General features: G+C 72.2%; 24 protein-coding genes and 1 pseudogene. 12 read left to right on the top strand and 13 right to left on the bottom strand.

Translation table 11 applies throughout. From position 1 onward, the window contains the following. Positions 1–20 precede the first annotated feature (20 nt). Together M8J73_RS26900 and M8J73_RS26895 are read right to left on the bottom strand one after the other, a co-directional pair. Entirely contained in the window at positions 21–392 is a 372-nt protein-coding gene (locus tag M8J73_RS26900) for a DUF2637 domain-containing protein (RefSeq protein ID WP_249829164.1), read from the bottom strand. Positions 393–832: 440 nt separating this feature from the next. Then, positions 833–1,822, bottom strand: a complete 990-nt coding sequence (locus M8J73_RS26895) for a LacI family DNA-binding transcriptional regulator (RefSeq protein ID WP_055540065.1) — start codon at positions 1,820–1,822, stop codon at positions 833–835. A 362-nt stretch (positions 1,823–2,184) separates the two neighbouring features. Here M8J73_RS26895 and M8J73_RS26890 point away from each other — a divergent pair, with 362 nt between their 5' ends. Next, positions 2,185–4,230, top strand: a complete 2,046-nt coding sequence (locus M8J73_RS26890; RefSeq protein ID WP_055540066.1) for an RICIN domain-containing protein — start codon at positions 2,185–2,187, stop codon at positions 4,228–4,230. Positions 4,231–4,418: 188 nt separating this feature from the next. Next, the gene (locus M8J73_RS26885) at positions 4,419–4,934 is read left to right on the top strand and encodes a hypothetical protein (protein ID WP_055540067.1); all 516 of its coding nucleotides are present in this window, start codon (positions 4,419–4,421) and stop codon (positions 4,932–4,934) included. A 16-nt stretch (positions 4,935–4,950) separates the two neighbouring features. On the opposite strand, the gene M8J73_RS26880 is transcribed toward M8J73_RS26885, so the two are convergent. Next, a complete protein-coding gene (locus M8J73_RS26880; RefSeq protein WP_055540068.1) occupies positions 4,951–5,607 on the bottom strand; it encodes a maleylpyruvate isomerase N-terminal domain-containing protein in 657 nt (218 codons plus the stop codon). Between the two features lie 474 nt (positions 5,608–6,081). Between M8J73_RS26880 and M8J73_RS26875 the strand changes: the two genes are divergently transcribed. From M8J73_RS26875 to M8J73_RS26845, 7 genes are all read left to right on the top strand, one after another. Beyond that, positions 6,082–7,290, top strand: a complete 1,209-nt coding sequence (locus tag M8J73_RS26875) for a sensor histidine kinase (protein WP_055540069.1) — start codon at positions 6,082–6,084, stop codon at positions 7,288–7,290. Next, positions 7,287–7,688: a roadblock/LC7 domain-containing protein gene (locus M8J73_RS26870; protein WP_055540070.1), complete on the top strand. Its 402-nt coding sequence runs from the start codon at positions 7,287–7,289 to the stop codon at positions 7,686–7,688. Before M8J73_RS26875 ends, M8J73_RS26870 begins: the two co-directional genes overlap by 4 nt. Continuing rightward, positions 7,685–8,062, top strand: a complete 378-nt coding sequence (locus M8J73_RS26865) for a DUF742 domain-containing protein (RefSeq protein WP_055540071.1) — start codon at positions 7,685–7,687, stop codon at positions 8,060–8,062. The genes M8J73_RS26870 and M8J73_RS26865 overlap by 4 nt, the downstream gene beginning before the upstream one ends. Beyond that, the gene (locus M8J73_RS26860) at positions 8,037–8,630 is read left to right on the top strand and encodes a GTP-binding protein (RefSeq protein WP_249829163.1); all 594 of its coding nucleotides are present in this window, start codon (positions 8,037–8,039) and stop codon (positions 8,628–8,630) included. The genes M8J73_RS26865 and M8J73_RS26860 overlap by 26 nt, the downstream gene beginning before the upstream one ends. Before the next feature lie 16 nt (positions 8,631–8,646). Continuing rightward, positions 8,647–9,990: a cytochrome P450 gene (locus M8J73_RS26855; protein WP_249829162.1), complete on the top strand. Its 1,344-nt coding sequence runs from the start codon at positions 8,647–8,649 to the stop codon at positions 9,988–9,990. 289 nt (positions 9,991–10,279) lie between these two features. Further along, positions 10,280–11,452: a tryptophan dimethylallyltransferase family protein gene (locus M8J73_RS26850; RefSeq protein WP_063799213.1), complete on the top strand. Its 1,173-nt coding sequence runs from the start codon at positions 10,280–10,282 to the stop codon at positions 11,450–11,452. A 30-nt stretch (positions 11,453–11,482) separates the two neighbouring features. Continuing rightward, on the top strand, positions 11,483–12,850 hold the full coding sequence (locus M8J73_RS26845; protein WP_055538886.1) for a tryptophanase: 1,368 nt from the start codon (positions 11,483–11,485) through the stop codon (positions 12,848–12,850). An 83-nt stretch (positions 12,851–12,933) separates the two neighbouring features. On the opposite strand, the gene M8J73_RS26840 is transcribed toward M8J73_RS26845, so the two are convergent. The 9 genes and pseudogenes from M8J73_RS26840 to M8J73_RS26800 form a co-directional block, all read right to left on the bottom strand. Continuing rightward, positions 12,934–13,548 carry a tellurite resistance TerB family protein gene (locus M8J73_RS26840; RefSeq protein WP_055538885.1) on the bottom strand — a complete coding sequence of 205 codons (615 nt, stop codon included), beginning with the start codon at positions 13,546–13,548 and terminating at the stop codon, positions 12,934–12,936. Between the two features lie 111 nt (positions 13,549–13,659). Further along, positions 13,660–14,232, bottom strand: a complete 573-nt coding sequence (locus M8J73_RS26835) for a hypothetical protein (protein WP_055538884.1) — start codon at positions 14,230–14,232, stop codon at positions 13,660–13,662. Continuing rightward, the gene (locus M8J73_RS26830) at positions 14,229–15,608 is read right to left on the bottom strand and encodes a hypothetical protein (protein WP_055538883.1); all 1,380 of its coding nucleotides are present in this window, start codon (positions 15,606–15,608) and stop codon (positions 14,229–14,231) included. The genes M8J73_RS26835 and M8J73_RS26830 overlap by 4 nt, the downstream gene beginning before the upstream one ends. Beyond that, positions 15,605–16,435 (bottom strand): ABC transporter ATP-binding protein, encoded by an 831-nt coding sequence (locus M8J73_RS26825; protein ID WP_055538882.1) that lies wholly within the window; start codon positions 16,433–16,435, stop codon positions 15,605–15,607. Before M8J73_RS26825 ends, M8J73_RS26830 begins: the two co-directional genes overlap by 4 nt. After that, complete coding sequence (locus tag M8J73_RS26820; protein WP_055538881.1) at positions 16,432–17,259, bottom strand: zf-HC2 domain-containing protein; 828 nt, start codon at positions 17,257–17,259, stop codon at positions 16,432–16,434. The genes M8J73_RS26825 and M8J73_RS26820 overlap by 4 nt, the downstream gene beginning before the upstream one ends. Beyond that, positions 17,256–17,759, bottom strand: coding sequence for an RNA polymerase sigma factor (locus M8J73_RS26815; protein WP_206187840.1), 504 nt, complete (start codon positions 17,757–17,759; stop codon positions 17,256–17,258). The genes M8J73_RS26820 and M8J73_RS26815 overlap by 4 nt, the downstream gene beginning before the upstream one ends. Before the next feature lie 286 nt (positions 17,760–18,045). Further along, entirely contained in the window at positions 18,046–19,173 is a 1,128-nt protein-coding gene (locus M8J73_RS26810; RefSeq protein ID WP_055542943.1) for a serine/threonine-protein kinase, read from the bottom strand. Between the two features lie 4 nt (positions 19,174–19,177). Beyond that, positions 19,178–20,989 (bottom strand): hypothetical protein, encoded by a 1,812-nt coding sequence (locus tag M8J73_RS26805; RefSeq protein ID WP_055542942.1) that lies wholly within the window; start codon positions 20,987–20,989, stop codon positions 19,178–19,180. 163 nt (positions 20,990–21,152) lie between these two features. Further along, a pseudogene (locus tag M8J73_RS26800) lies at positions 21,153–21,281 on the bottom strand (MarR family winged helix-turn-helix transcriptional regulator); the annotation flags it as partial. 165 nt (positions 21,282–21,446) lie between these two features. On the opposite strand from M8J73_RS26800, the gene M8J73_RS26795 reads away from it, so the two are divergent. The 3 genes from M8J73_RS26795 to M8J73_RS26785 all read left to right on the top strand — a co-directional run bounded on the left by M8J73_RS26795 (position 21,447) and on the right by M8J73_RS26785 (position 25,577). Then, a complete protein-coding gene (locus M8J73_RS26795; RefSeq protein ID WP_249829161.1) occupies positions 21,447–22,967 on the top strand; it encodes an ABC transporter substrate-binding protein in 1,521 nt (506 codons plus the stop codon). Positions 22,968–22,973: 6 nt separating this feature from the next. Further along, positions 22,974–24,776 (top strand): ABC transporter permease subunit, encoded by a 1,803-nt coding sequence (locus M8J73_RS26790; protein ID WP_249829160.1) that lies wholly within the window; start codon positions 22,974–22,976, stop codon positions 24,774–24,776. Between the two features lie 153 nt (positions 24,777–24,929). After that, on the top strand, positions 24,930–25,577 hold the full coding sequence (locus tag M8J73_RS26785) for a hypothetical protein (protein ID WP_249829159.1): 648 nt from the start codon (positions 24,930–24,932) through the stop codon (positions 25,575–25,577). Between the two features lie 58 nt (positions 25,578–25,635). Here M8J73_RS26785 and M8J73_RS26780 read toward each other — a convergent pair whose 3' ends face one another. Then, complete coding sequence (locus M8J73_RS26780) at positions 25,636–26,583, bottom strand: amidohydrolase family protein (protein ID WP_249829158.1); 948 nt, start codon at positions 26,581–26,583, stop codon at positions 25,636–25,638. Positions 26,584–26,636: the final 53 nt, after the last annotated feature.

The following is a 26,636-nucleotide window of genomic DNA, read 5'->3' as shown; positions in this document are numbered from 1 at the left end:
CTGGCTGCTTCACGGCTGGGTCACGGCTGCTTGGGCCCGCCGACGGTGTCGGCGGCGTGTCGTGGCCCGTGCCGGGAGGAGAACTGGCCGACCAGTTCCCGGAAGCAGACCAGCGCGGTGATCGGAGGGACCCCCACCACGACCATCGCGAGCACCGACCCCGGAGTCTGTCCGATGCACAGCGCCACCGCCGTGCCCGACGCCAGCAGCATCACGGCCCAGGACCGCCTGGCGGCCCGGTGCTGCACCGACGCCCGCAGGATGGAGAGCCCCGCGACCAGCCACGGCCCGTACACCGTCAGCGGCCACCATCGCGCCAGTCTTTCCGAGACCACCAGCAGAGCGATGCCGTGCAACTGGTTGTACGAATAGGAGATCGACCAGGAGAGCATCGTCGCCGCGCACACCGTGATGGTGAAAACCAGAAAAAAGACGGTGATGCTTCTCGGGTTGGCGGAAAAGATGTGCGCCCCCGGCCGTGGTCTCCGTCTGCTGACGGGTCGGCGCGGGGGCGGCACCTTTACCTGCACGGGCCTCGACGCCGGTACCGACACCGGGACGGACGCCGACATCGACATCTGGGTCGAATGCTGGTCGTGCGCCCAGTCGTCGGACGGAGTCCTCGGGTCGGGGAGCCAGATGTGCTGTGTCTCAATACCGCCGTACGTATCCTGCCAAGTCACGCATGCTCAACGAGTGGCGTCCGGAGTGAGGAATCCGGCATTCAGGGGAACAAAAATCTGCTGGGATTATTCTACGTCGTTGAATTCTGGATACTTGGTCGATAAAACTGTTGGCCACGGGAAATCGGAAAGTGTGGGGGGACTTTCCCTCAGTGGCCCGGCGGCGGGGCCGTGCTGCGGCGGGACACGAGCCGGGTCGGGACGAGCGTGGTGCCGGGCTCGGGGGTGGGTCGCCGCATGCTGGTGAGCACACCTTCGACGCACAGGCGCCCCACCTCGGCGAAGTCCTGGTGGATGGTGGTCAGCGGTGGCAGGAACGACCCCGACTCGGGGATGTCGTCGAACCCGACGACGCTCACCTCGTCCGGCACCGTCCGGCCCCGCTCGTGCAGGGCCCGCAGCAGCCCCAGCGCCATCTGGTCGTTCGCCGCGAACACCGCCGTGCAGTCCGGCCGTTCGGCGAGCAGGAGCCCCGCCCGGTAGCCGGACTCCGCCGACCAGTCGCCGCGCACCGGGGGCGGCGGCACCAGCCCCGCCTCGGTGAGGGTGTCGCGCCAGGCGTTCGCCCGGCGCTGGGCCGCGAAGGAGTCCTCCGGTCCCGCCAGGTGCCACACGGTCGTGTGCCCGAGGTCCAGCAGATGCCGTACGGCGTCCCGTGCCCCGCCCGCCTGGTCGGTGTCGACGACGGTGTACCGGTCGCCGGCGTCGGAGTCGGCCACCACGACCGGGATGCCGGGCGGCAGCGAGACGGTCGCCGCGTCGAGCAGATGGGTCTCCATGATGACGATCACCGCGTCCACGGCGAGTTCCCCGAGCCGGGAGAAGGCGCCGTTCACCTCGTCCTGCGTGGGCACGGCGACCGGGAGCAGGGTGACGGCGTACCCCGCGCGGGCGGCGGAGGTGGCGATCGCGTCGAGGGTGCGGATGTTGCCGAGCGTGGACAGCGAGAAGGTGATCACGCCGAGGGTGCGGAACTCCCCGCGGCGCAGGGCGCGGGCGGCGCTGTTCGGCCGGTAGTCCAGCTCCCGCATCGCGTCGAGCACCTGGCGGCGGGTCTCCTCGGTGACGCCGGCGAACCCGTTGGACACGCGGGACACCGTCTGCGCGGAGACGCCCGCGAGCCGGGCGACGTCGCTCATGGAGGGGCCCTGCCGGGGCCGGGCGCCCCGCCCCCGGGCGCGGGGCGCGGGCCCCGCCCCCGTACCGCTCCCGCGGCCCGGTACCGCCGCGCTCTCCCGGTCAGCTGTGTCCACCTTGTCCCCCAGGCTCCCCGTCCGCGCGCCGCTCGGCGACACCGCCGGTCCGCAGCGACTCCCTTGACCGCCGAGATTCGGACAGTGTAGACATCGCGCCGAGGAATGTTTACGTAAACATGACCTGTCACCAACCATACGAGAGCACCGCGAACCGCACCGGAACAGCCCTGAACCGCACCAGCGGGCCCCGATCTCTCGTGTCGCGCCGGGACGCGCGCCACGTGGAAGAGTTGGAGTTACTCGAGATGGCACACCGCACCCGCACGAGACGGCTCCTCGGGGCCATCGGCGTGACCGCCCTGGCGACCGGGACCGTCATGGCCACCACCTCACTGCCGTTGGCGCACGCCGAACCGGCCGCCGCGTCGGTCACCGTCCGGCCGGACCCCTCGTACAAGGGCGACAGCTTCGAGGGCTGGGGCACCAGCCTGGTGTGGTTCGCCAACGCCACCGGCGACTATCCCCCGCAGATCCGCGAGAAGCTCGCGAAGCTCCTGTTCGGGGAGAGCGGCCTCAACCTCAACATCGCCCGCTACAACATCGGCGGCGGCAACGCCCCCGACGTCAAGGACTACCTGCGGGCCGGCGGCGCCGTCGAGGGCTGGTGGAAGGCCCCGGCGGGCACCACCCGCGAGGACGTCGACTGGTGGAACGCCGACGACCCGGCCGACTGGAACAAGAAGGCCGACGCCACCCAGCGCTGGTGGGTGGACCGCATCAAGAAGGACATCACGCGCTGGGAGGCGTTCAGCAACTCCCCGCCGTGGTTCATGACGGTCAGCGGCTATGTCTCCGGCGGCTTCGACTCCTCGAAGGACCAGCTGAAGGAGGAGTCGGTCGAGGACTTCGCCAAGTACCTGGTCGGCGCCACCGAGCGGCTGGAGAAGGCGCACGGCATCAAGGTCGACACCCTCGACCCGTTCAACGAGCCGAACACCGACTACTGGGGAACCAAGCTCGGTGAGGACGGGCAGCCCACCGGCGGCCGCCAGGAGGGCGCCCACATGGGCCCCGAACTCCAGCAGAAGGTGCTGCGCGCCCTCGGCCCGGTCCTGGACAAGTCCCGTACCGGGGCGGAGATATCCGCGATGGACGAGACCAACCCCGGCAAGTTCGCCACGAACTGGAACTCCTACCCGCAGGAGGTCCGCGACCTCGTCGGCCAGATGAACGTCCACACCTACGGCACCAGCCAGCGCACCACCGTCCGCGACCTCGCCAAGGCCGCCGACAAGCCGCTGTGGATGAGCGAGGTCGAGGGCGACTGGGGCGACGGGCAGAGCTTCACCGACATGCGCCCCGGTCTGGGCCTCGCCCAGCGCATGGTCGACGACCTGCGCGAACTGGAGCCGAAGGCGTGGGTCTTCTGGCAGCCGGTCGAGGACTACGACAACATGAAGCCCGGCGGTGAGTCCGCGAAGGGCGGCAACTGGGGTTCCATCCAGCTCTCCTTCGCCTGCAAGTCCACGGACACCCTGAAGACCTGCCCGATCTACACGAACACCAAGTTCGACACCGCCCGCAACTTCACGCACTACATCAAGCCGGGCGACCGTCTGATCAAGACGAACGACACCTCCAGCACGGCGGCGGTCGCGAAGAAGGGCGAGAAGGCGACGGTCGTCCACGTCAACAGCACCACCGAGTCCCGCGCGGTGACGCTGGACCTGTCGAGGTTCGGCAAGGTCGCCTCCGGCGCGACGGTCACCCCCGTGGTGACGGACGCCGCCGGCAAGCTGGTGAAGAAGAAGGCGGTCCGGGTCAAGGGCAAGAAGGCCACGATCACCGTGCCCGCCCAGTCCGTGACCTCCTTCCTGGTCAACGGCGTCTCCGGGGTGGCGAAGGACCGCGCGGAGCTGCGCGACGACGAGACGTACACCCTGACCGGCGTGCAGAGCGGAAAGAACCTCGCGGTCGCGGGCGACGGCAAGGGCCTCGTCATCAAGAACGTCGACCCCACCACGAAGGCCCAGCAGTGGACCGTCGACCGGATCGGCAGTGGGGCGACGAGCAACCGCACGCGGTACGCGATCACCAACGGGGCCGCCGGCACGCGTCTGGCGATCCGCGGTGGCTCCCTGACGGTCGAGGCCGACGAGGGCACACGGGACGCGGCCGCGCAGTGGATCCTGTCCAGCACCGGTGACGGCTCCTGGACCCTGCTCAACGCGGCGACCGGCCAACTCGCCGACGTCAACGGCCAGTCCACGAGCGACGGCGCGTCCGTGGGCGTCTGGTGGCCCAACTCGGGCCTCAACCAGCGCTGGTGGCTGAGCGACCTGCCGGGCTGACGGCCCGGCCCACCCGGTGACACACGAGGAAACCCCAGGTCGCAGACCTGGGGTTTCCCCATGGGCCGGGGCGCCGCACCATGCGGCGCGGGCCGTGGTCACAGGATGGACACCTCTTCCGCACATCCCCTCACATGTCGCCCCGTGGGGCACTACGGTCGCTGCACCTGCGACATTCGGGGGGCGAGATGACGAATCCGTACACCACTCCCATACCGCCGCCTCCGCGGCGGCCCGACACCCGGCCCCTCCGCAAGCGCGTGCTCGTGTGGATCGGCGGGGCGGCGCTCTTCGTGGCGGGCGCGGTCGCCGGGTCCACCGGGGAGGACGGGCAGCAGCCGGTCGAGGCCAAGGTCAAGCCCGCGACGACCGTCACCGCGACAGTCACGGCGATACCCGAGCCCGCGCCGACCGTCACCGAGACCGTCAAGGCAAAGTCGAAGCCGCGCCCCACGGTCACCGTCACCAAGACGGCGAAGGCCGCCGACACGGGTACGGGCGGCGGCTCCGGCACGGACTCCGGCTCCGGCGGCGCGGACGAGGACACCACCGGCACGTGCACGATCGTCTCGAACTCCGGCAACTGCTACTCGGCCGGGCAGTTCTGCCGCAACAGCGACCACGGCGCCGTCACCACCACCGAGGGCGGCGACCGGATCACATGCGTGTACAAGTCGAACGCCTGGCGCTGGAGTTACGTCTGACCGACCGACGGGCGCGTCAGCCGATCACGAACGGCAGCAGCTCCGCGCGCTCCCCGAGCGCGGCCCGCTCCGTCTCCGTGGGGCGCCGCCGCCCCGTTCCCACGAGCAGCACGTCCTCGTCGGAGAACGACGCGGGGAACGCCGTCCCCGCGATGCCCTCCAGCAGAGCCCGGGACCGGGTCAGGCCCTCCTGGGGCGGCCCCGGAACGTCCGGCAGGTGGGCCGTCAGGTCCAGGTGGTGCAGGGTCCACTCCAGGACGTACGCGGTGAGGTAGTCGCCGGCGGTGAGCACCTTGTCCTGCGTGCTCACCCGGAGGCCGGGATCGGTGAGCGCGGCGGCGCGGCCCGCCGCGGAGCCGACGTCGTCGAGGTGGAACTTGAGCAGGGCCGGCTCCTCGTACGCGGCGGCGAGGCGGACGATCAGCGCGTCCAACGGGTCGTCGCCGGACGGTGGTTCGTGCGTCACGGTCCAGTAGGTCACCGCGTCGGCGGTCGGCTCCGCGTCGGCCGGCGTCACCAGGGTGATCAGTACGTCCTGCGCGTCGACGACCAGATGGCAGACGAGGTCCCGGACGAGCCAGCCGGCACACCCGGAGGGCCGGGTGAAGTCCTCGTCGGGCAACGCGGCGACCGCCGTGCGCAGCGCCGCCCAGGAACGGGAGAAGAGGTCCACCCGGGCACGGTACGGGACACACCGGTCGGCCCGTCGGCTCCGCCTTCCGCTTCCGCTTCCGGTTAGTGCCCTGCCTCCTCCGTGAGAGGTGCCGAACGGGACGTTCCGCGCGTCGCACCGCGTCGAGTTGACGCGCGGCAATTCAGCGCGAGACGGGGGACGGGAACCCCGTGACGCCGGTGAAACGCGGTTCCGGCAGTATGGTCGCGCGCGGTGGTTCATCAACTACGAAAAGCGCAGGGCCAGTAACTGTCGGCTGTCGCTCAAGTTTCATAAGGATTCCGCATCTTGACGTCTCGCCATGACTCAATGCGGTGATACGATCACCGCACTTGCTGAACGGACGGATAGGTGCAAAAGCGGCACCTCTCGCCAAGGGGGCAGCCTGGGCGGCGACCCTGGATGGGCGACCTCCGGTCTGCGCGCATTGACGGGATTTCAGTAGCTGGCCTTCAGCCGCCTGAAGAGGGTCTCATGACGCCATACATACAGAATCCGGTGCTTTGGGTTCTTCTTGTCCTAACCCTTCTCGCAGCCGCCCTCGTTGTTCGCCAGCGACGTGCGGCCCGCGGATTACGACAGGAGATCGCAGGGCTCAAGAACCACTACGGTGAGTTGGAGACTCATTACTCCCAGTCCGTCCGAGAGGCGCAGCAGGAGGCCGAGGCGGAAACGCGTACGGCCCTGAAGTCCGCGATGAGGACGCTCCAGGGTCTCGCCGCCGAACAGCAGCGCATCATCTCGGGTCTGCAGCGCAAGTACGGCGACTCCGTCATGCTCCAGGACCTCCTGGAGATCGACCACATGAACGCGCAGTTCGGTCGCCGCGCCCAGTCCATCGCCGTGCTCTGCGAGGGCTGGCTCGGCCGCCACCGCGACGTGGCCTCGGTCTACGACGTGGTCCGCAGCGCCCAGGGCAGGATCCGCCACTTCCAGCGTGTGCAGATCCTGTCGAAGGTGGACTTCGGGCTCACCAGCCGCGCGGTGGAGCCGGTGGCGCTCGCGCTCGCCGAGCTGCTCGACAACGCGACCAGCTACTCCAGCCCCGACACGGTGGTGGAGATCAACGTCCGTACCGTCCCCAAGGGCGTCTGCATCGTCGTCGACGACGCCGGTGTCGGTATGAACGAGGAGGAGAAGGCCAGGGCCGAGAAGCTCCTGACGAGCGAGCGCGCCTCCGGTGTGTCCGGGCTCGGCAACCCGCCGCAGTTCGGCTTCGCCGTGATCGGTGTGCTCTGCGAGCGGTTCGGCTTCACGGTCTCCGTGGACTCCACGTCGCCGTACGGCGGTGTGCGGGCCGTCGTGCTGCTGCCCGACGAGCTGCTCACCGACATGCCGGCCCCGCAGGAGCCGCAGGAGCCCGTCGTGGTCGTCCAGGAGACCCGGGAGCGGCCGCCGGTCGTCGACACGGTCGCCGTGGCGCGCGAGACCGGCCCCGAGCCCTCCCTGCCCCTGCCGACCACGGACGACGGCCTGCCCCGGCGCCGGCGCAAGCGGCCCATGGAGCTCGTCTCCAACAGCGGCCCGTCGGACGCGCCCGCCCCGCGGCGGCGCAGCGAGGACACGGCGGCGATCATGGCCGCCTTCAAGCAGGGCACGGACAAGGGCCGCGCCACGCAGCCGGGCGGCGAGCGGCCGGGCGGCACCGGTGACGCGAGCAGTGAAGGGCACGAGGTCTCATGAACAACGATCTTTCCTGGATGCTGGACAGCGCCCTGGAGATCCCCGGGGCGCTGCACGCCGTGCTCATCTCCGCCGACGGGCTCCAGCGGGCCCGCTCCAAGGACGTGAGCAAGGACGACGCGGACAAGGCCGCCGCCGCCATGAGCGGTCTGCAGTCGTTGAGCCGGTCGCTGGCCTTCTTCTGTGACGGATCCGATCTGCGCTGGCAGCAGACCCTGGTCGAGTTCGACGGCGGCTGGATCTTCCTGATCTCCGCCGGCGCCGGCGCCTACCTCGCCGTGTCCGCGTCCTCGGACGTCGACATGGCGGACATCACCTTCCGGATGCAGCAGCTTGTCGGGCAGTTGGGCAAGGTTCTGACTGCTCCGCCTCGCGAGAGCAGCGTGGTACGGCCATGAGCGATACCGACAAGCAGGAGCACGAAGCCGCCGAATTAGTGCGGCCGTACGTCATCACGGGCGGCCGTCATCTGCCCGGCGAGGGTCAGTTCTCGCTGATCACGCTGGTCACGGCCGCGGCCGACCACCAGCAGCGGCCCGCCCGCCTCTCCCCGGAGGAGCAGGAGGTGCTGCGGATGTGCGTCGGCGGCTACCTCTCCGTAGCCGAGATCGCGGGGCACATGCGGCTCCCGGTGGGCGTGGTGAAGATCCTGCTCGCCGCGCTCTCCGAGGGCGGCTACCTCATCAGCCGCCCGCCCGTGCAACGGGCCCCCGTGGCCAACCTGCAGATTCTCGAGGAGGTGCTGAATGGTCTCCGGGCCAAGTTTGGATGAGCAGGCGTACGTCCGTGGCGGGGAGACCCAGACCGCCGTGAAGATCCTGGTGGTCGGGCACTTCGCGGTGGGCAAGACCACGTTCATCGGGTCGATCTCCGAGATCTCGCCGCTGTCCACCGAGGAGACGATGACCCGCGCGGGCGAGGCCATCGACGACCTCAAGGGGGTCCAGAGCAAGACCACCACCACGGTCGCCATGGACTTCGGCCGGCTGACCGTCAGCGAACGCGTCGTGCTGTACCTGTTCGGTACGCCCGGACAGCAGCGCTTCGTGCAGATGTGGGAGGACATGGCACGCGGCGCCCTCGGCGCGCTGGTGCTGGTCGACCCCGAGCGGCTGGCGGACTCCTTCGCGGTGATCGACCTGATCGAGCAGTACGGGCTCGACTACGCGATCGCCGTCAACCACTTCGACGGTTCACCCCTGCGGGACGAGAGGGCGCTGCGCGAAGCGCTCGATCTGCTCGACGACACCCCGGTCGTCACCTGCGACGCGCGCGACGAGCGATCGTCCGCCGAAGCACTGATCACGCTCGTCCGCTACTTGATGGACCGCGCCCGTTAGGAGCAAGACGAAAGACATGACCCCCGAACCCCACTCCCCCGTTCCGCCGCCCGGGTGCCCCGCCCACGGCAGCGGACTGCCCGTGCCGCTGTACACCCCCGAGTACGCCGCCGACCCCCAGGCGTACTACGCGTACCTGCGGCACTTCGGGGCGACCGCGCCGGTCGAGATCGCGCCCGGTGTGGACGCGACCCTCGTCACCGACCACGCGACGGCGCTCCACCTGCTCCAGGACTCGGGCAACTTCCGCAAGGACGCCCGGCGCTGGCGGGACGTCGCCGAGGGCAACATCGGCCCCGACAACCCCGTCGTGCCGATGCTGGGCTACCGGCCCAACGCCATGTTCACCGACGGCGCCGAGCACGCCCGGCTGCGTCAGGCGATCACCGACACCCTGGCCCGCGTGGACTCCCGGCAGCTGACGGAGATGACCAAGCGCGCCTCCGACTACCTGATAGCCCAGGTCGCCGCGCGCGGCTCGGTCGACCTGATGAACGACTACGTCAAGCAGCTGCCGCTGCTCGTCTTCAACGAGTTGTTCGGCTGCCCGGCGGACGTCGGCGACCGCGTCGTCTTCGGCATCTCCGGTGTCTTCGAGGGCGTCAACGCCGAGAAGGCCAACATGGTGCTGGGCCAGGCCGTCGGCGAGCTGGTGGCGCTGAAGCGGGCCAGGCCCGCCGACGACGTCACCTCGCACCTGATGCGGCACGAGGCCCGGCTGAGCGACGAGGAACTCGTCCACCAGCTGATCCTGCTGCTCGGCGCGGGCGCCGAACCGCTGCGCAACCTCATCGGCAACACCCTGCACCGGCTGCTCACCCACGACCGGTACGCCGACGGTGGCCTCATCGAGGAGGCCATCGACGACACGCTGTGGGAGAACCCGCCCATGGCGAACTACGCGCCGCACTACCCGGCCTCCGACCTGGATTTCGCCGGGACGAAGATGCGCGCCGGCGACCTGGTGCTGGTCAGCATCACCGCCGCCAACACCGACCCGGCGCTGGCGGCGGCCCGGCAGACCGGCGGCCGGCGTGCCCACCTCGCGTGGAGCGCGGGCCCGCACGCCTGCCCGTCCAAGGACCTCGCGCGGCTGGTCACCATGACGGCCATCGAGAACCTGCTGAACCGGCTGCACGACATCGAGCTGGCGGTGCCCGAGGACAGCCTGACCTGGCGGCCGGGCCCGTTCCACCGGGCGCTCGCCGTGCTGCCGTGCCGCTTCACCCCGCAGGTCGTGCACCGGCCCACCCCGCCGCGTGCGCAGGAGACCGCACGGCCCGACCACCAGGCGCCGGCCGGGCGCAGGGCGGAGCGGTCGGGTGTCTGGAGTTCCTTCCTGTCCTGGTTGAAGGGGTGATGCACGCAACAGGCGCAACGTCCAGACACTGCATGAAGATTCAACCTAAGGGGTAGTAACGCGGCGGCATTCGTGGTGACTAACGAAACAAGGGAGGTGTCGTGGACCACGTTTCCGACGACGCCGCTGCTCGACCTTCCGCCGCACACCACCGCTCCCGACGGCGCGGCCCTCTGGGGAACGAAGCCTCCCCCGGGGGCGTGACCACCCGTCAGTTACTGCGCGACGAGATACCCGCCGAGGTCGGCGGGTATCTTTCTGTGTCCCCCCGGACCCCGGGGGGACTGTCGTGAGCGGGCCCGGCGCCGCCGAGGCGCGGGCGACGAAGACGCTCGGCGGTCTCGTGACGGGCCAGTTGCTGCGGTTGTGCCAGGTGTCGGGCATCGACGAGGCCGACGCCGAGACCTATGCGCGGGTGCTGACCGACGCGTTGGCCCAGGTGGCCGAACGGTCCCTGGACCTGCCGCCCCCCGCCCGGACGTTCCTCTCCGACGACTCCACACCGGTGGAGTTCTCGCTGTCGTTCGTCCCGGACGGGCCCCCGGCCCTGCGGGTGCTGCTGGAACCGGGCAGCGGGGCCGAGAGCCTGCGGGACAACGGCCGGGCCGGGCTGGCGGTCGTCCGCTCGATGGCCGACCGCTGGGGATTCTCCACCGGCCAACTGGACCTGCTGGAGGACCTGTTCCTCCCCGACGACCCCGAGGGCCCGCTGGCCCTGTGGATCGCGCTGGAACTGCGGCCCGGCGGCGTCCCCAAGGTCAAGGTCTATCTGAACCCGGCGGCGCGCGGCGCGGACCGGGCCGCCGAGACCGTACGGGAGGCGCTGGACCGGCTCGGCCACCGGGGCGCCTTCGACACGCTGCCGCCCGGCGACGGCTACCCGTTCCTCGCCCTCGACCTCGGCGACTGGCAGGCGCCCCGCGTGAAGGTGTACGTCACCCATCGCGAGCTGAGGGTGCCCGACGCGGGCGGGCTGTCCCGGATGGGTTCCGGCCCCGACGCCGAGGTGCTGGAAGGTTTCCTCCGGCAGACGGGGGGCTACGACGACGGGACACCGGGCCCCGAGGCGCGGTTCGACCGGCGGCCCGTGCTGACCTGCCACTCCTTCACCCGGACGACGGGCGGGCCCACCGGCTTCACCCTGCACGTCCCGATCCGGGGGTACGTCCCGCACGACGGGGTGGCGCTCGACCGGTCCGCGGCCGTCCTCGCCCGTCACGACATCGACCCCGCCGTACTCGAACGGGCGCTGACCGCCGTCACCCCGCGCGCACCGCGGGACGGGCGGGGGCTCATCGCGTACGTGGCGCTGGCCCACGAACGGGGCAGACCGCCGCGCGTGACGACGTACCTCTCCTCGGAGGCGTACGAGGTCCTGCCGCCGGCCTCCCCGCCGCCCCTCCAGCGGGCGCCCTCCGGCACGGCACGCGAGCCGGTCCCCGGCACATCAGCCATCAGTTGAGTCCACAGAGCAACAGGAGCACAGACCACAGTGGAGCCCTACCGCATCAAAGTCGTCGAGCCGCTCGCCCTCACCACCCGTGAGCAACGCGAGGAGGCGCTGAAACGGGTGGACTACAACCTCTTCGACCTGCGGGCCGACGAGGTGACCATCGACCTGCTCAGCGACTCGGGCACCGGCGCCATCTCCGCCGCCCAGCTCGCCGCCGGCATGGAGGGCGACGAGTCCTACGCCGGCTCGCGCTCCTTCTACCGCTTCCACAAGACGGTGACGGAGCTGACCGGCTTCCCGCACATCCTCCCCGCCCACCAGGGGCGCGCCGCCGAACGCATCCTGTTCTCGACGCTCCTCGAACCGGGCGGCATCGTGCTGGCCAACACCCACTTCGACACCACCCGCGCCAACGTCGAACTCTCCGGGTGTCAGGCTCATGACCTGCCGTGCCCGGAGGCCAAGGACCTCGACAGCGAGCAGCCGTTCAAGGGCAACATCGACCTCGACGCGCTGCGGACCTGGCTGGAGGGCCCGGACGCCTCCCGGGTGCGCGTGGTCGTCATGACGATCACCAACAACGGTGGCGGCGGACAGCCCGTCTCCATGGAGAACCTCAAGGCCACCGCCGCGCTCTGCCGCCGCCACGGCGTGCCCATGATCCTGGACGCCGCCCGGTTCGCCGAGAACGCCTGGCTGGTGACCCGCCACGAGGCCGCCTACGCCGGCCACACCCCGCGCCAGGTCGCCGAGGAGGCGTTCCGCCTCGCCGACGGCTGTGTGATGAGCGCCAAGAAGGACGCCATCGTCCACATCGGCGGCTTCATCGGACTGAACGACCCCGTACTCGCCGAGAAGTGCGAACGGCTCCTCATCGCCACCGAGGGCTTCGCCACCTACGGCGGACTCGCCGGCCGCGACCTCGACATGATGGCCGTCGGCCTGCTGGAGGTGACCGAGCCCAGCTATCTCGCCGAGCGGGCCGAGGTCGCCACGCATCTCGCCGGGCGGGTCCGCGCGGCGGGCGTCGACATCCTCGAACCGCCCGGCCTGCACGCCCTCTACCTCAACGCCGGGCGGCTGCTGCCGCACATACCGCCCCACAACTACCCGGGCCACGCCCTCGCCTGCCGCCTCTACCTCGAAGGCGGGATCCGTTCGGCGGAGCTCGGGTCGCTCTACCTCGGCGAGGAGGACGAGGACGGCAACCCGATCAAGAGCGCGCCGTACGAGCTGGTGCGGCTGGCGCTGCCGCGCCGGGTGTACACGCGCAGCCACTACGACCACGTCGGCCGGACCCTGGAGAAGATCGCCAAGGACGCCGGTTCGGTGCACGGCTTCCGGATCGTGGAGCAGTCGCCGATCCTGCGGCACTTCCGCGCGAAGCTGCGGCCGGTGACCGGCTGACGGCCGGTCCCCGGACACCCGCGACACGAAGCGACCCCAGGCCGACGGGCCTGGGGTCGCTCCCTGTCCGGGGCCCCGTCACATCAGAGGCCGAACTCCTGCGTCGGCAGCCCGAGCACCCCGCACGCCTCGCGCAGGACCTGCTCCTCGGCCGGCGCGATGTACCCGTCGGCGCCCGCGACGACGAAGCCGGTCTGGACGACCGCACGGGCCTCCTGAGGCTTCTTCGCCGCCTTGGCGATCTCCTGGAGAACGGCCGCCTTGCCCTGCTGGAAGTTGAACGACAGCTGGTCCACATGCTTGTTGAACCGCTGCCGCAGTTGGTCCGCGGGGAAGTTCTGCAGCACGTCGTTGTTCAGGATCAGCGACTCCACGTGCTGCCGCTCGGCCGGGTCCACCGTGCCGTCGGCGGCGGCGACCAGCGCACACATGGCCATGCTCGCGTCACGGTAGGCGCCGCTCTTGAGCTCCGTCTTCAGCGACGACAGCTGGGACTTGAGGGCGCTGACCAGCTGGGCCTTCGAACCGCTGGACCCGCCCGGCCGTCCGTGCCCCTGCCCGTACGGCTGGCCCGGGGCGTGGCCGTGCCCCTGGCCGTGTCCCGGGCCGTGTCCCTGACCCGGTCCGCCGAGACCCCGTGACTGTGCCTGCTGCTGCAACCCCTTGGCCTGGTCCTTGATCCGATCCCACATCGCCATCCGTGCCACCTCGGCTTCAGCCCATGTCGTCCAGCGTCCGCGCACGTTCCACGCGTCACCCTGCCAACGGCTGCCGCACCCCGTGAAGTTCCGCCGCCCCTCCGGTGCCGGTCACCGCTTCGGGCCCGCGAGCGCGTACACCGTGGTGCCGAGGGCCGCGAGGGCCAGCGCCGTCCAGGTGGCGGCGGGGGTGCCCGGCGGCAGCAGCAGCCAGCCGGCCACCTCCTCGGGCAGGCCCTCCGGGGACGGGGTGACCATCGAGACGGACAACCAGGCGATCGGCGGAGTCCACGCGTACCGCGCCCCGAACCCCGCCGCCCCGGCGGCGACCAGCCCCGTCAGCCCCGCCGCGTCGCGGGCGAGGAACCCGGCGGTCGCCAGGTCCTCGCCGAGCGCCCCCAGGACCAGCGGCACCGCGCAGACGACCGTGCCGATCAGCAGCACGTGCGCCGTGCGGCGGACCCTCCAGCGGATCGCGGCCGTACGGTCCAGCGCCACGTCCTGACCGCCTAGCCCGACGGAGGCCGCCGTCACCCCGGCGGCGAGCGCGAACACCGGCAGCAGGGGAGCGCTCCGTCCGTCGCCGTTCCCGGCGAGCGCCCACACCGCGACCGCGCCGACCAGCACCGCGGCGAGGGAGGCGGGCACCTGGCGGGACCGCGCGTACAGCGTCAGCCACCTCATCGGGACGCACCGCCCTCCAGTACCGTCAGCGGGTCGCCCTCGCAGGAGACCGCCGCAGTGTGCGCCGCCCTGATCCGCGCGACCTGCTCGGACCAGCGCAGCCCCTCCAGCTCCCGGAACACCGGGCGGGCCGTGGCGAGCTGCTCCTCCGCGGGGTGCATGGTGCCGCGGATCGGCTCCAGCTTCCCGAGGGCCCAGCCCGCCACCACGCTCTGCGCGGCGGTCTCGCCCAGTGTGCCGCTCTCCTGCTGGCTGCGTGCCCAGCACGTCGGCGCCATGCCCTGGGCGACCAGGGCCCGGGTCAGGTCCTCGCTCTCGACGCGGGCGAAGGCGTCGTCGTCGAAGTCGACGAGCACGGCCGTACGGGACCGTTGGGGCCGCTCGATGAGTCCTCGTGGGGTGGTGATCTCCCGGATGGTCGTGGGCGCCTGGTCGCCGAGGGCGTCGCGCAGCAGGCCGAGCGCCTTGCGGCCGGGGCCCGCGAGCCCGTCCAGACGTGCCTCGTGGACGCGGGCCACACACACCGGCCCGTCGCACACCTGCGCGGCGGCGGTCTTGTCGACGACGTACGTCCGGCGCGGGTCGGACGGCAGCACGAGCAGGGCGATCGCCGCGCCCGCCACCACGGGGGCCAGGGCGAGCAGCCGGGTGCGCGGGGTCACGGCGAGCAGCAGCGCGAAGCCCGTCGCGGCCATGCCGAGCAGCCACACCGTCTGGCCGAGGTGCACCGAGGTGGACAGGGTGAGCAGGATCTCCCGTACGTCCGCCACCGTCGGCGACAACAGCACCAGCCGGTTCGGCAGGGTGGACGTCGGCACCGCGGTGTCCGACCACTGCCGTACGAAACCGGTGAACAGGAAGGAGGCCACGGCCAGCGCGGGCGGGGTGAGCGGGGACGGCAGTGCGCGTGCGATCCCCATGCCGAGGACGGCCCCCGCCACCAGGGAGAACCCCCCGACCAGCGAGATCGGCAGCCAGCCCAGGTGGTGGTACCGGGCGTGGGCGAGGACCTGGACCGCGCCCTGGAGGACGAAGAGACCGAAGGCCAGGGTCACGGTGAGCGTGGTCGCGCCCGCCGTCATGGCCGCGCGGTGCCGGGCGGGCCGCGGGGTGCTCGCCAGCAGCTCGGAGACGTTCGAACGGTGGTCGCGCAACCCCTGGAGCGCCCCGAGCGCCACGGCGAGCGGCCACAGGAAGATCAGCAGGGTGCGCGTCCACATGGCCATGGACGTCCACTGGGCCGTCCACAGCGCGGTGCCCTTCCACCAGGGCCCGCTCAGCAGGTACAGGAACCCCAGGGCGGTCACCAGGATCACGGCGCCGGCCCACGGGGCCACGGACCGCCTCAGCTCGATACGCAGGACACGGCCGTTCACCAGGCGCCCCTCTCCCCGGCGGAGCCCTGGAGCAGCGCCGCGTAGCCGCGCTCCAGCGGACTGTCGCCCACATGCTCGGGGCCGCCCGCTGCGGCCAGCTCGTCGGGGGTGCCCTGGAAGACCAGCCGGCCCTCCGCGAACAGCACCACGTCCGTGCAGGCGGCCGCGACGTCCTCCACCAGATGCGTGGAGACGACGACACAGGTGTCCGTGCCCAGCTCTTGCAGCAGCTGCCGGAAACGCACCCGCTGCGCCGGGTCCAGGCCTGCCGTCGGCTCGTCCAGCAGCAGGACGGTCGGGTCGTTGACGATGGCCTGGGCGATACCGGCCCGGCGCACCATGCCACCCGACAGGGTCTTCATCCGCTCGTCGGCGCGGTCCGCGAGCCCCACCCGCTCCACGGCGCGCTGCACGGCCGCGGGGATGTCCGCCTTGGGCACCTCCTTCAGCCACGCCATGTACTCGACGAACTCGCGGACGGTGAACCGCTTGTAGTAGCCGAACTCCTGCGGCAGATAGCCGATCCGGCGGCGCAGCGCGCGGTGCTCGCCCCGGCCGCCGACGGACTCGCCGAGCAGCTCCAGGGTTCCCCCGGTGGGGCGCAGCACGGTCGCCAGCGCCCGGATGAGGGTGGTCTTGCCCGCCCCGTTCGGCCCGAGGAGGCCGTGGACGCCGGTGCCCAGCGACAGGTCGAGCCCGTCGACGGCCATGCGTTTCTTGCCGACCTTCACCTTCAGCCCGTCGGCCCGGATCTCCCAGGCGTAGGCCGTCGGCGCGATGTCGGCCGCGCTCACCGTGGACATGCGATGGTCCTTTCCGATGGTCATCGATGGGCTCCCAGCACGGAGTACGCGCCCCTGCGGGCGATCACGACTCCGAGTCCGAGAGCGAGGATCAAGCCCCACACGGGCAGTCCGTCCGTCCGTAGGGCGACCGTGGTACGGCCCTCGGCGAGGGTGGGCGCGACGATCACGGCGGCCCACACCACCACCAGCGAGACGGCGGCGCGGGTCACGCCGATCACGCCGCCGAGCGCCAGCGTCGCCGAGGTGAACGCCAGGCAGGGCAGCAGCCACAGCGCGACCGTCACCCCGGTCGCCCAGCCGCCCACCAGCAGCGCGGGCACCACCACCGCGAGCACGGCCACGGTCCGCCGCAGCACCAGCTGGAGCCCGGCCCGGGGGACCGAGGCCGTCAGCTCGTACGCGGGGTCGAGGCCCCGGGCCCAGGAGGCGGCGACGCCGAGCACGGGCAGCACCGGGGCGAGCACCAGCACCGGGGACACCTCACCGGATCCCGGGCGGGGGCTGCCGCCGAGCAGGTCGAGCAGTAGGGCGGCGAGCGTCACGGCGGCGGCCATGGCGAGCCACGGCACCATCGCGGGGGTCGCCCACCGCGACAGCCACGCCGGCCGGCGTCGGCGGGGCGGCGTGGTGGCGACCGCCACCTGCGGTTCCAGGCCGGACCACACGGTGTCGACCAGGGACGCCACGGCGGGCACCCCGGTGGTGACGGCGGCCGACAGCCGGTCCCGGCAGACCGGGCACACCTCCAGATGGGCCTCCACGGCCCACACCTCGTCGTCCGGGAGGCCGGTGGCGCCGCGCGCGTAGGCCTCGATGATCCGCGTCGACGCGTGTTCCACGCTCAAGCCAGTGCCTTCCGCATCGCGAGCCGGGCCCGGCGGGCCCGGGTCTTGACGGTGCCCTCGGGCAGTCCGAGCAGGACGGCGGTCTCCCGGACCGACAGCCCGTCGAGCACCATCGCCTGCAGTACCTGCCGGAGCTCCGGCGCGAGGCGCCGCAGCGCGTCCCCCACGTCACCGCCGACGGTGGCCGCGAGCGCCTCCTCCTCGGCGGCGGGCGCCGCCTGGGGGAGGGCGGCGGTCGGCGGCGGCTGCGCGTGGTGGGCCCGCCGCCGGAACGCGTCGACGAGGCGGCGCGCCGCGATCGTCCACAGCCAGCCGACGGCCGTGCCGCCGACCGCCGCCCCGGCGAACGCGCCCGCCGCGCGCCACACCGCCAGATACGTCTCCTGCATGACCTCGGCGACGATCTGCTCGTCCGCACAGCGCCGCCGCAGCCGAACCGCGAGCCACGGCGCGGTCCGCCGGTACAGCTCCTCGAACGCCGTGCGATCACCCCGGGCCACGAGCCGCACGAGACGCTCCTCGTCCGGCTCGCCACCCCGCCCTTTCCTTACTGCTCTCACACCCCCTAGACGCGGGCCTCCGGCGCCGGGTTTTCCAAGTGGAGTGATCCCCGTCACACGTGGCTGGCCGGGCTCTGAGGAGGGGGGCGGCGGTTGGAGGGGCGGGCCGAGACCGACTAGGGGCGGTCGTCAGGCCGGGGTGTCGGGCAGGTGGTGGAGGTCGTGGCGTCGGCCGCCGGGGTCCGGGCGTGCCGCCTGTTCCGCGCGATCAGGTGCGGGGTGCCTCTCACCTCGGGACCTGCTTCCACCGGGATGCCTCGCGGTAGGCCTCGTAGGCCCGGTCCTCGTCCGGCGGCGCGAGGCTCGCGCAGTCCTGTGCCAGCCGTTGGTAGAGGGCGGCAGCCCCTCGGGAGTCCCCGGACCTGCCGGTGAGTTCGGCGTGCCGGGCGCGGGCGTCGAGTACCTCGGGATCCGCGGCCCGAGACCCCTGCGCGTGCCGCTGGATGAAGCGTTCCAGTTGCTGGATCTCGGCGACGTGCCGCGTGTCCACATGTGGATCGGTGGTGTCGTCGTCGGAGGAGTACTCGATCTGCTGGAGTGCCCTCGCCACGGCTCTGGCATCCGGCGGCCGGTTGCCGGGCGCCTTCTCCAGCAGGCTCATCACCAGGCGGCCGAGCGGTCGGGGAACACCCGGACGCAGGTCGTCGGGCGGGTCGGGGACCTTGCTGACGTGGTGCCACATGATGGCGGCCGCGTCCCGGTGGTGCCCGAAGGGAGACCAGCCGGTGATCATCTCGTACACGACGCAGCCGAGCGAGTACAGGTCGCTGCGGACGGTGCCGGGCTGTCCGTCGAGCCGTTCGGGGGCCGCGTAGTGCAGCGTGCCCCAGCCGGGGCCACGTGTGGACGAGGCGTTGAGCAGCTGGGCGAGACCGAAGTCGACGACCTTCGCCGACCCGTTCGCGTCGATGACGATGTTGCTGGGCTTGATGTCCCGGTGGATCACGTCGGCGTCGTGGGCGTCGGCGAGGCCGTCGCAGATGTGCCGGGTCCAGCGCACGGTCTGTTCCAGGGTGACGTGGCGTCCTTGACCGGTGAGGGCGGACAGCGGTGTCCCGTCGATGTACTCCATGACCGAGTACAGGATGTCGCCGTCCTCCCCGTGGTCGTAGATGACGGCGACATGCGGCCGGTTGCGGATCCGGGCCATCGCCTGGGCCTCGCGGCGGAAGCGGGCGATATGGCGATGCAGCTCGGCCGAGGGTTCTCCCGCGGCGCGCGGGGTCGCGACCTTCACGGCCACCGGACAGTCGAGACGCAGGTCGCGGCCGAGCCAGACGGATCCCTGGGCACCGCGTCCGAGCCGTGCGTCGAGCCTGTAGCGCCGGTCCAGGACACGGCCGGGTTCCACCATGTGTTCACTTGCCCATCGGGTCCCAGACACGCAGCTCTTCCAGCCGCGCGAGGTGTGCGTTCCAGTCGGAGAAGAATCTGATGCGCTGGCCGAGTACCTGACTCAGCGTCTGCTGTGCTCTCCGGCGCCGCAGGACGCCGTCCTCATGGATGCGTCTGCGCTGGGCGGGGACGCGACTCAGGTCCATCAGTCCCCAGCCCATGATGGCCACTCCGATGAACACGACGGGCCAGATCAGTGCCTCCGCGAGCAGCCACGGCGTGACAAGGGCGACGGCCGCTCCGCCGGCGGTTCCCCCGAACAGGCGCACCGGATCACGGTCCACCTTCCTGGCCGCCTCTTCGGTGCGGGCGAGCAGGTCGGCATCCAGGTCGTCGGCGAGGGCGCGCGCGTCGACGGGCTGCGACGGATCGGTGGGCAGATCGGTGTGCCAGTGCTCGATCGCGACGCGGATGTGGGGCTGTCGGTGTCTCCGCGAGGCGGCCGTGATCTCCTCGGCGGCGACGCGGAGATTGGGCAGCACCTCCATCAGGGCGAGACGGCGCGCGTCGTCGCCGAGTGCGACCTGGCTGGGCTTGAACACCGCGTTGTCGAGCAGGGTGCCGAAGTCCATGACCTCGGCGTCCACCTGGCGGCGCAGCTCCTGCTCCTCCCGTGCGGCCGCTTCGTCACCGCGGTGGTCGACGAACCGTCGCAGCCACTCGATCTTCGTGTGGAGAGCGGCCTCGTCAGGCTCCAGGTGGTCGATGAGACGGTCGATCGCGGCCTCCGCGTACGGGTGTGACGACGCGGGGGCGGGCCCGTCCGGCGGCGGCGGGAACTCCTTGCGGAGATGGTCGAGGGTGGCGGTGGCGACCGTGGCCAGACGCCAGCCCTCCTGGAGATCCTGCCAGCGCGCGCCGCATACCTGGTCCAGGGGCGCGTAGTGGTCGCCGGGCGCGAGGAGCAGCTTGGTCAGCTGCGGCTTCCATCGGTGCACGCTCGCTCTGGCCGCGGCCGATCCGGCCGAGGCCTCGGCGGCCCAACGCACCATCACCTGGCGGGCGTACCGGTGGGCGTGGTCACCGAGTTCACGGCTGGCGACCGCGTCGAGGACGACGAGGAAGTCCCGGCCGAGCCGATCGGGGTTCACGGCTCTCTGCAGATAGCCGTCCATCCAGGTGCCGGCCCGCTCGTGGTCGCCGGCCCGGGCGGCGGCGAGCGCGAAGAAGAGGTCGGCCTTGCCGGGCGCGAGGAGCTGGGCCTGGCCCATCGAGCTGAGTTCGAGTTCCTCGTCGCCGTCGAGCCGGGCGGCGACCGCCAGGGTGGCGTGGGCGAGCCAGAAGTCGGGGTCGTGGAAGAGGTGGGCCTCCACCTGGCTGCGGAGATTCTCCGTGCGCAGCACCTGCCGCCTCACCAGCTTCGGCGTGAGCTGCCGGACGAGGCCTCCGGCGAGGGAACGGATCCTGTTGCGGTTGCCGAACTTCTGGCGCCACTCCTCGGTGATGCGGTCGAGTTCGAACTGGGCTCTGAGAACGGCCTGGTCACGCTCGTACTGGGAGCGGAAGTCCGTGAAGTCCGCCTGGAGCCTGCCGACATCGGACTTGGTGCCGTCCAGCTCGGTTCGCAGCTGGACGGTCGCGTCGTTCACCGAGTTCACGGTGGTGGCCAGTTCGCTCGTGGTGCCACGCAGGGTGTTCAGGTGCCCCGACAGGGCGCCGTACTGGCCTTTCAGCTCGCTCAGTTCCGTCTCACGCCGCTCCAGGCGGGCGCGTATGTCCCGCAGCCCCTGTCCAAGGTCATTGAGGCTGACGTCGTCCTCGGACAGTTCGCCCACGGCGCTCCCCCTTTTGTCCGGCTGTGCGTGCCCTGGCAGGTACTTTCTGGCACGACACCGGGCAGCGCAAGACCGCCTCGGTGGGAGGCCGGACCCGCCCGCTCCCCGCCGCCGAGGACGCCATGGCGGGCCGGGAACGCTCTGACTCCAGGTCGTCGACCTGCTCCCGCTCCAGGGCCCGCCCGAGGATGCACTCCAGCCGGTTCGCCGCCCCCCGCGGCCGCCGGAAGGCGAGGACCAGGTGGTCGTCGGCGGCCTGCTGCGCCGTCGAGATCTCCGTCTGCTCGTCCACGGCCCCCGCTCACCCGCCCCGTAGCGGAGGCCCGTGATCTCGGTGGTTGAGAATTCACCCACCCGTGGGGAGTTCGGTAAGGCTTGCCTTATAGGCTGGTCCGGCCCTGGTGAACGGCCCCCGTGCGCCGGGGCGCGCCCCACCCCTCGCACGACAGGACCCTCCATGCGCACCACGTCCCGCGGCCTCATCGCGGCGCTCGCCCTCAGCCCCCTGCTGGCCGGCTGCTTCGCGTCCGGCGACGGCGGCCCGGGGGCGGGCGGGGCGGGCTCGGGCGGACGGCTGCGGATCGCCCTCGCCGTGCCGCCGGTGCAGGCCCTGTCGCCGTACAGCAACGACGCCACCGTCCTCAGCAAGCTCTCCGTCGCCGAGGGCCTCACCGCGCTGAACAAGGACGGCGCCGCCGCGCCCGCCCTCGCGACGTCCTGGAAGCGGACGAACGACACGACCTGGACCTTCGAGCTGCGCGAGGCCACCTTCCAGGACGGCACCGAGGTCACCGCCGACGCCGTGGTGGGCGCCCTCGACCACGCGAACGAGGCGGAGACCAAGCCCCGCGTCCTCAGCGACGTCACCCTGACCGCGAAGGCCGACGACGCCGACACCGTCACCCTCACCACGAAGACCCCCGACCCGGTCCTCCCACTGCGGCTCGCCAGCCCCGCCCTCGCCGTCCTCTCCCCGAAGGCGTACGCGAAGGACGGCACCGTCACCCCGATCGGCACCGGCACCGGCCCGTTCGAGATCACCGGGCTCACCGGCAAGACCAAGGCCACGCTCGACCGTTACGACGGCTACTGGGGCGGCAAGGCCGAGGCGCCCGGCATCGACGTCAGCTGGATAGCCGACGGCACCGCCCGCGCGGGCGCCCTGCGCGGCGGCGACGTCGACATCGCCGAGTGGATCCCCACCGCCCAGGCGAAGCTCCTCGACGAGGCCACCCGCCACGAGGTGCCGTCCGTGCGCACCGACAGCCTGGTCCTCAACACCGCGAGCGGCCTGTTCGCCGACGCCTCCCTGCGCGCCGCCGCCCGCGAGGCCGTGGACGGCGGCGTCCTCGTCGACTCCGTCTTCGGCGGCTACGCCGACAAGGCCGAGGGCCTGTTCGGACCCGCCGTCCCCTGGGCGGCCGGCGACCGCGTGGAGGTGACCGGCCGGGCGAAGGCCGCGACCGCCGCTCAGGTGAGGAAGGAGACGAAGGGCCGGACCCTGCGGCTCGCCACCTACACCAACCGCGCCGAACTCCCCGAGGCCGCGACCGTCCTCCAACAGCAGCTGGAGAAGGCCGGGTTCACCGTGAAGCAGGACGTCCGCGAGTACACACAGATGGAGGCCGACCTCCTCGCCGGCAAGTACGACGCGCTCGTCTTCTCCCGCGTCACGCTCCTCGACACCGGCGACGCGGTCGCCTACCTCGCCAGCGACTACACCGGCGACGGCGTCTACAACATCGCCGGCCTGAAGGACGCGAAGGTCGACCGGGCGATCCGGGCGGCCGCCGAAGAGGGCGACACCGCCGAGCGGCACAAGAAGATCATGCGGGCCGAGGCGGAGATCCTGCGCACCGACGCCGTCGTCCCGCTGGTCCACGAGAAGGTCGTACAGGGCATCGCCGACGACGTCGAGGGCGTCCTCCTCGACCCCCGCGAGCGGTCCCTCGTCGACGTCGACACCCGGCTGAAGTAGCCGCCGATGAGCGTCACTGCGGACGGCGCCCGGGGCCTGCCGACCCGGTGGCGGGCGGGGGCCGGCCGGGCCGTCGCCGCCACCGCCCTGCTCACGGCCGTCGCCTTCCTGCCCTGGCTGTCCGGCACCGACCCGGCGCTCACCGTCCTGCGCGCCCGCTCAGCCGAACAGGACCCGACCCCGGCCCAGTTGGCCGCCGTACGGGAGCGACTCGGCCTCGACGAGGGGCCGTTCGTCCATCTCGGCCGGTGGCTGGAGGGGCTGGCGCGCGGTGACGCCGGCACCTCGTGGGTGTCGGGCGAACCCGTCCTGCCGCAGGTCACGACCGCCTTCGCGGTCTCCCTCACCCTGATGCTGGGCGCGCTGGCCGTCACCGTCGCGGTGGCCGCGCTGGTCAGCGCCCGCACCCTGTACCTCGGGTCGCGGCAGCGACTGCTCCGGGGCCGGGCGGGCGTCGGCGCGGCCGTCCTCGCCGCGCTGCCCAAGTTCCTCCTCGCCTCCCTGCTGGCGACGGTGTGCGGGGTGTGGCTCGGCTGGTTCCCCTCCCAGGGCTGGACGGGTCCGGCGTCGATGGTGCTGCCCGCGTTCGCCCTCGGCGTGCCCTCCGGCGCGATGATCGGCGGACTGCTCGACCAGTCGCTGCCCGCCGCGTTCCACGAGTCCTGGGCCCGCACCTGGCGCGCCTACGGCCTGCCGCCCGGCCGGATCGCCCGCACGGCGCTGCGCCGCGCCCTGTCCGGGGTGCTCCCGCAGCTCCTGCCGACCGTGGTCGCCCTGGTCGGCGGCGCCGTCGCGGTCGAGAAGATCTTCAACATCCCGGGCCTCGGCCGGCTCGCCCTGGAGGCCGCCATCGCCCAGGACCTGCCGCCCCTCCAGACGGCGACCCTCGCCCTCGTCCTCCTCGGCGTCGGCGCGGGCCTGCTGATCCAGGCGCTGCGCCGCGCCCTGCTCGGCCCGGCCCTGCGCGACGGCGCCCTGCCCGCCCTGCATCCGCCCGCGCTGCCCCGGCCCCGTTCCCTGCCCTGGATCATCGGCTGCTGCGCCCTCGCCCTGCTCACCCTCGTCGTGGCCGGCCTGCTGCGCGACCCCCTCCACGTGGACACCGCGGCCCGGCTGCTGCCGCCGTCCCCCGACCACCCTCTGGGCACCGACCCGCTCGGCCGGGACCTGCTGGCCCGCCTCGGCCACGGCGCGCTGCGCACGGCCTCCGTCGCCCTCGCGGTCACCGCCGTCAGCGCCCTCCTCGGACTCCTGATCGGCACGGCGACCCAGGCGGGCGCGGGCCTCACCGAGGTGGTGTCGACACTGCCGGCCGTCCTCGCGGGCCTCCTCGTGACCGCGGTGACCGGCCCCTCCGTGTGGGGCGCGGCCTGCGCCGTGTGCCTCGTGGGCTGGACCCCGTACGCCGCCCAGACCTCCGCCCTCCTCGAACAGGAACGGGCCAGCGGCCACCTGCTCGCGTCCGTCTCCTTCGGCGCCGGACCCGGCTACCTCCTGCGCCACCACCTGCTCCCCGCGGTCCTGCCCGCCCTGCTGCGCAACGCGCTCCTGCGCCTGCCGACCACGGTCCTGGTCCTGGCCTCCCTCGGCTTCCTCGGCCTCGGCGAACAGCCGCCCACCCCGGAGTGGGGCCGCCTCCTCTCCGAGAACCAGCCCTACGCCGAACTGGCCCCCTGGACCGTCCTCGCCCCCGCCGCCGCCCTGGCCCTCTTCGCGGTCCTCACGGTCGCCGGCACGGCGACGGGCCGCCGGACACCCTCCCGCCGCCCCGCCCGAGGAACGTCACCCGGCCCCGCGAGCGGTCCCTGACCGGGCCTCCGGGCGGTGCTGTACCGGGCCTGCGGGTGGTCATTGACCGGCCTCGCGCGCGGTCCTTCACAAGGTCCGCCCGCCGCTCCGACCGGTCCCCACCGATCCCGTTGATAGCTTGCGGTTCCAGCCAGTTCACACGGGGGGACCACCATGAACCAGCCACCGCCGCCGCAGCACCCCTACCAGCCGTACGGGCAGCCCGTCCCGCCGCAGCAGCCGCCGGGACCGCCGCCCGGGTACGGGCCGCAGCCGGTCCACGGGGCGCACCCGGTCCACGGGGCGCACCCGGCGCCGCCGTTCGCGCCGCAGCCCTTGGTGCGGCGGCCCCCCGGCGCCGGCGGCCACCCCGTGGGCGCCGTCCTCCTCGGGCTGCTCGCCTCGTTCCTCGTGGCGCTGCTGTACACCCTCCTCAACGTCGCCACCTACAAGGACCAGACGCTCACCACGGCCAACGCCCTCTACCTCGGGCACGCCCTGCTCAACGGGGCGATCGTTGGGCTCCTCGTCGGGCTGGTGGGCGGCCGCGGCAACGGCGCCCGGATCGGCGGGGCCCTCATCGCCGCGCTCGGCGCGTTCTTCGGCTACACCAACTCCCTGCCCCTGGTCTACGCGGTCGAGTCGACGCCCACCGCCGCCTGGGACCTGCTGAGTTACGAGCCGTTCTTCCCGGCGAAGGCATGGTGGACCAGCGAGGCGGACGGCGGTGTCGACTGGTTCTCGCCCCTCGGCCTCGTCCTCGCCGCGGCCGCCGCGTACGGCCTCGCGTACGCGATGGGAGCGCGGCGCCGCCGCGCCTGACCCGGAATCGCCGCACCTGACCCGGGAACCACCGCGAACCACCGCGCCTGACCGGCGTTCACAGTCCGAAAAGCTCCGCCCCGTTGTCGTGGCACACCGCGCGCAGCCACTCCTCTCCCAGCCCCAGCCGTTCCAGGGCCTGGAGCTGGTGGAGGTACGGGTAGGGGATGTTGGGGAAGTCGGAGCCGAGCAGGACGCGGTCGCCGAGGGCGGCCAGCCGGGGCAGGGCGCGGCGGGGGAACGGGGCGAGGACCTCGGAGAAGTCGGTGAACGCCATGGTCGTGTCCAGCCGCACCTCCCCGTACCGTTCGGCGAGGTCCAGGAACTCCTCGTACTCGGGCATCCCCATGTGCGCGACGATCAGCCGCAGTCGGGGATGCCGGGCCAGCACCCGCGTGATCGGTCCGGGGCCGGTGTGCTTCCCGGGCGCGGGCCCCGAACCGCAGTGGATCACCACGGGGACCCCGGCCTCGGCGAGCAGTCCCCATACGGGGTCGAGGAGTTCGTCGGCCGGGTCGTACGCTCCCACCTGCACATGCGCCTTGAAGACCCGCGCGCCCGCCGTCACGGCCTCCCGGACGTACGCCTCGGCGTCCGGCTCGGGGTAGAGGGTGGCGGTGTGCAGGCAGTCCGGGGTGCGGCGGGCGAAGTCGACCGCCCAGCCGTTCAGCCAGCGGGCCATGCCGGGCTTGTGCGGGTAGAGCATCGCCGTGAAGGCCCGTACGCCGAACCGCCGCAGCCGGGCGGTCCGTTCCGCCTCCTCCTCGCGGTAGGTGATCGGCCACTCCAGTCCGCCGGTCAGCGGCCCGACCCCGTCGAAGTACTCCCACACCTTGCGCAGCACACGCTCGGGCATGAAGTGCGTGTGGACGTCGACCAGTCCCGGAAGCCCGAGCCGCCCCCAGAACTCCCGGATCTCCTTGGCCTCCGTACCCGCCGGCACGCGCCCGGAGGGCTCGACGGCCCCGGCGGCGGCGTCGGCGGACACGCTGCGGTGATCACCCATGCCGCCCACCCTCGGTCCTGACGGGACGTCCGGTCCACTCCCGCGCGTGAACG

The organism is Streptomyces neyagawaensis, from assembly GCF_023516595.1.
GTDB lineage: Bacteria > Actinomycetota > Actinomycetes > Streptomycetales > Streptomycetaceae > Streptomyces > Streptomyces neyagawaensis.
The sequence above is the reverse complement of the archived record's forward strand: the minus strand, read 5'-3'. Positions and strand labels throughout refer to the sequence as shown.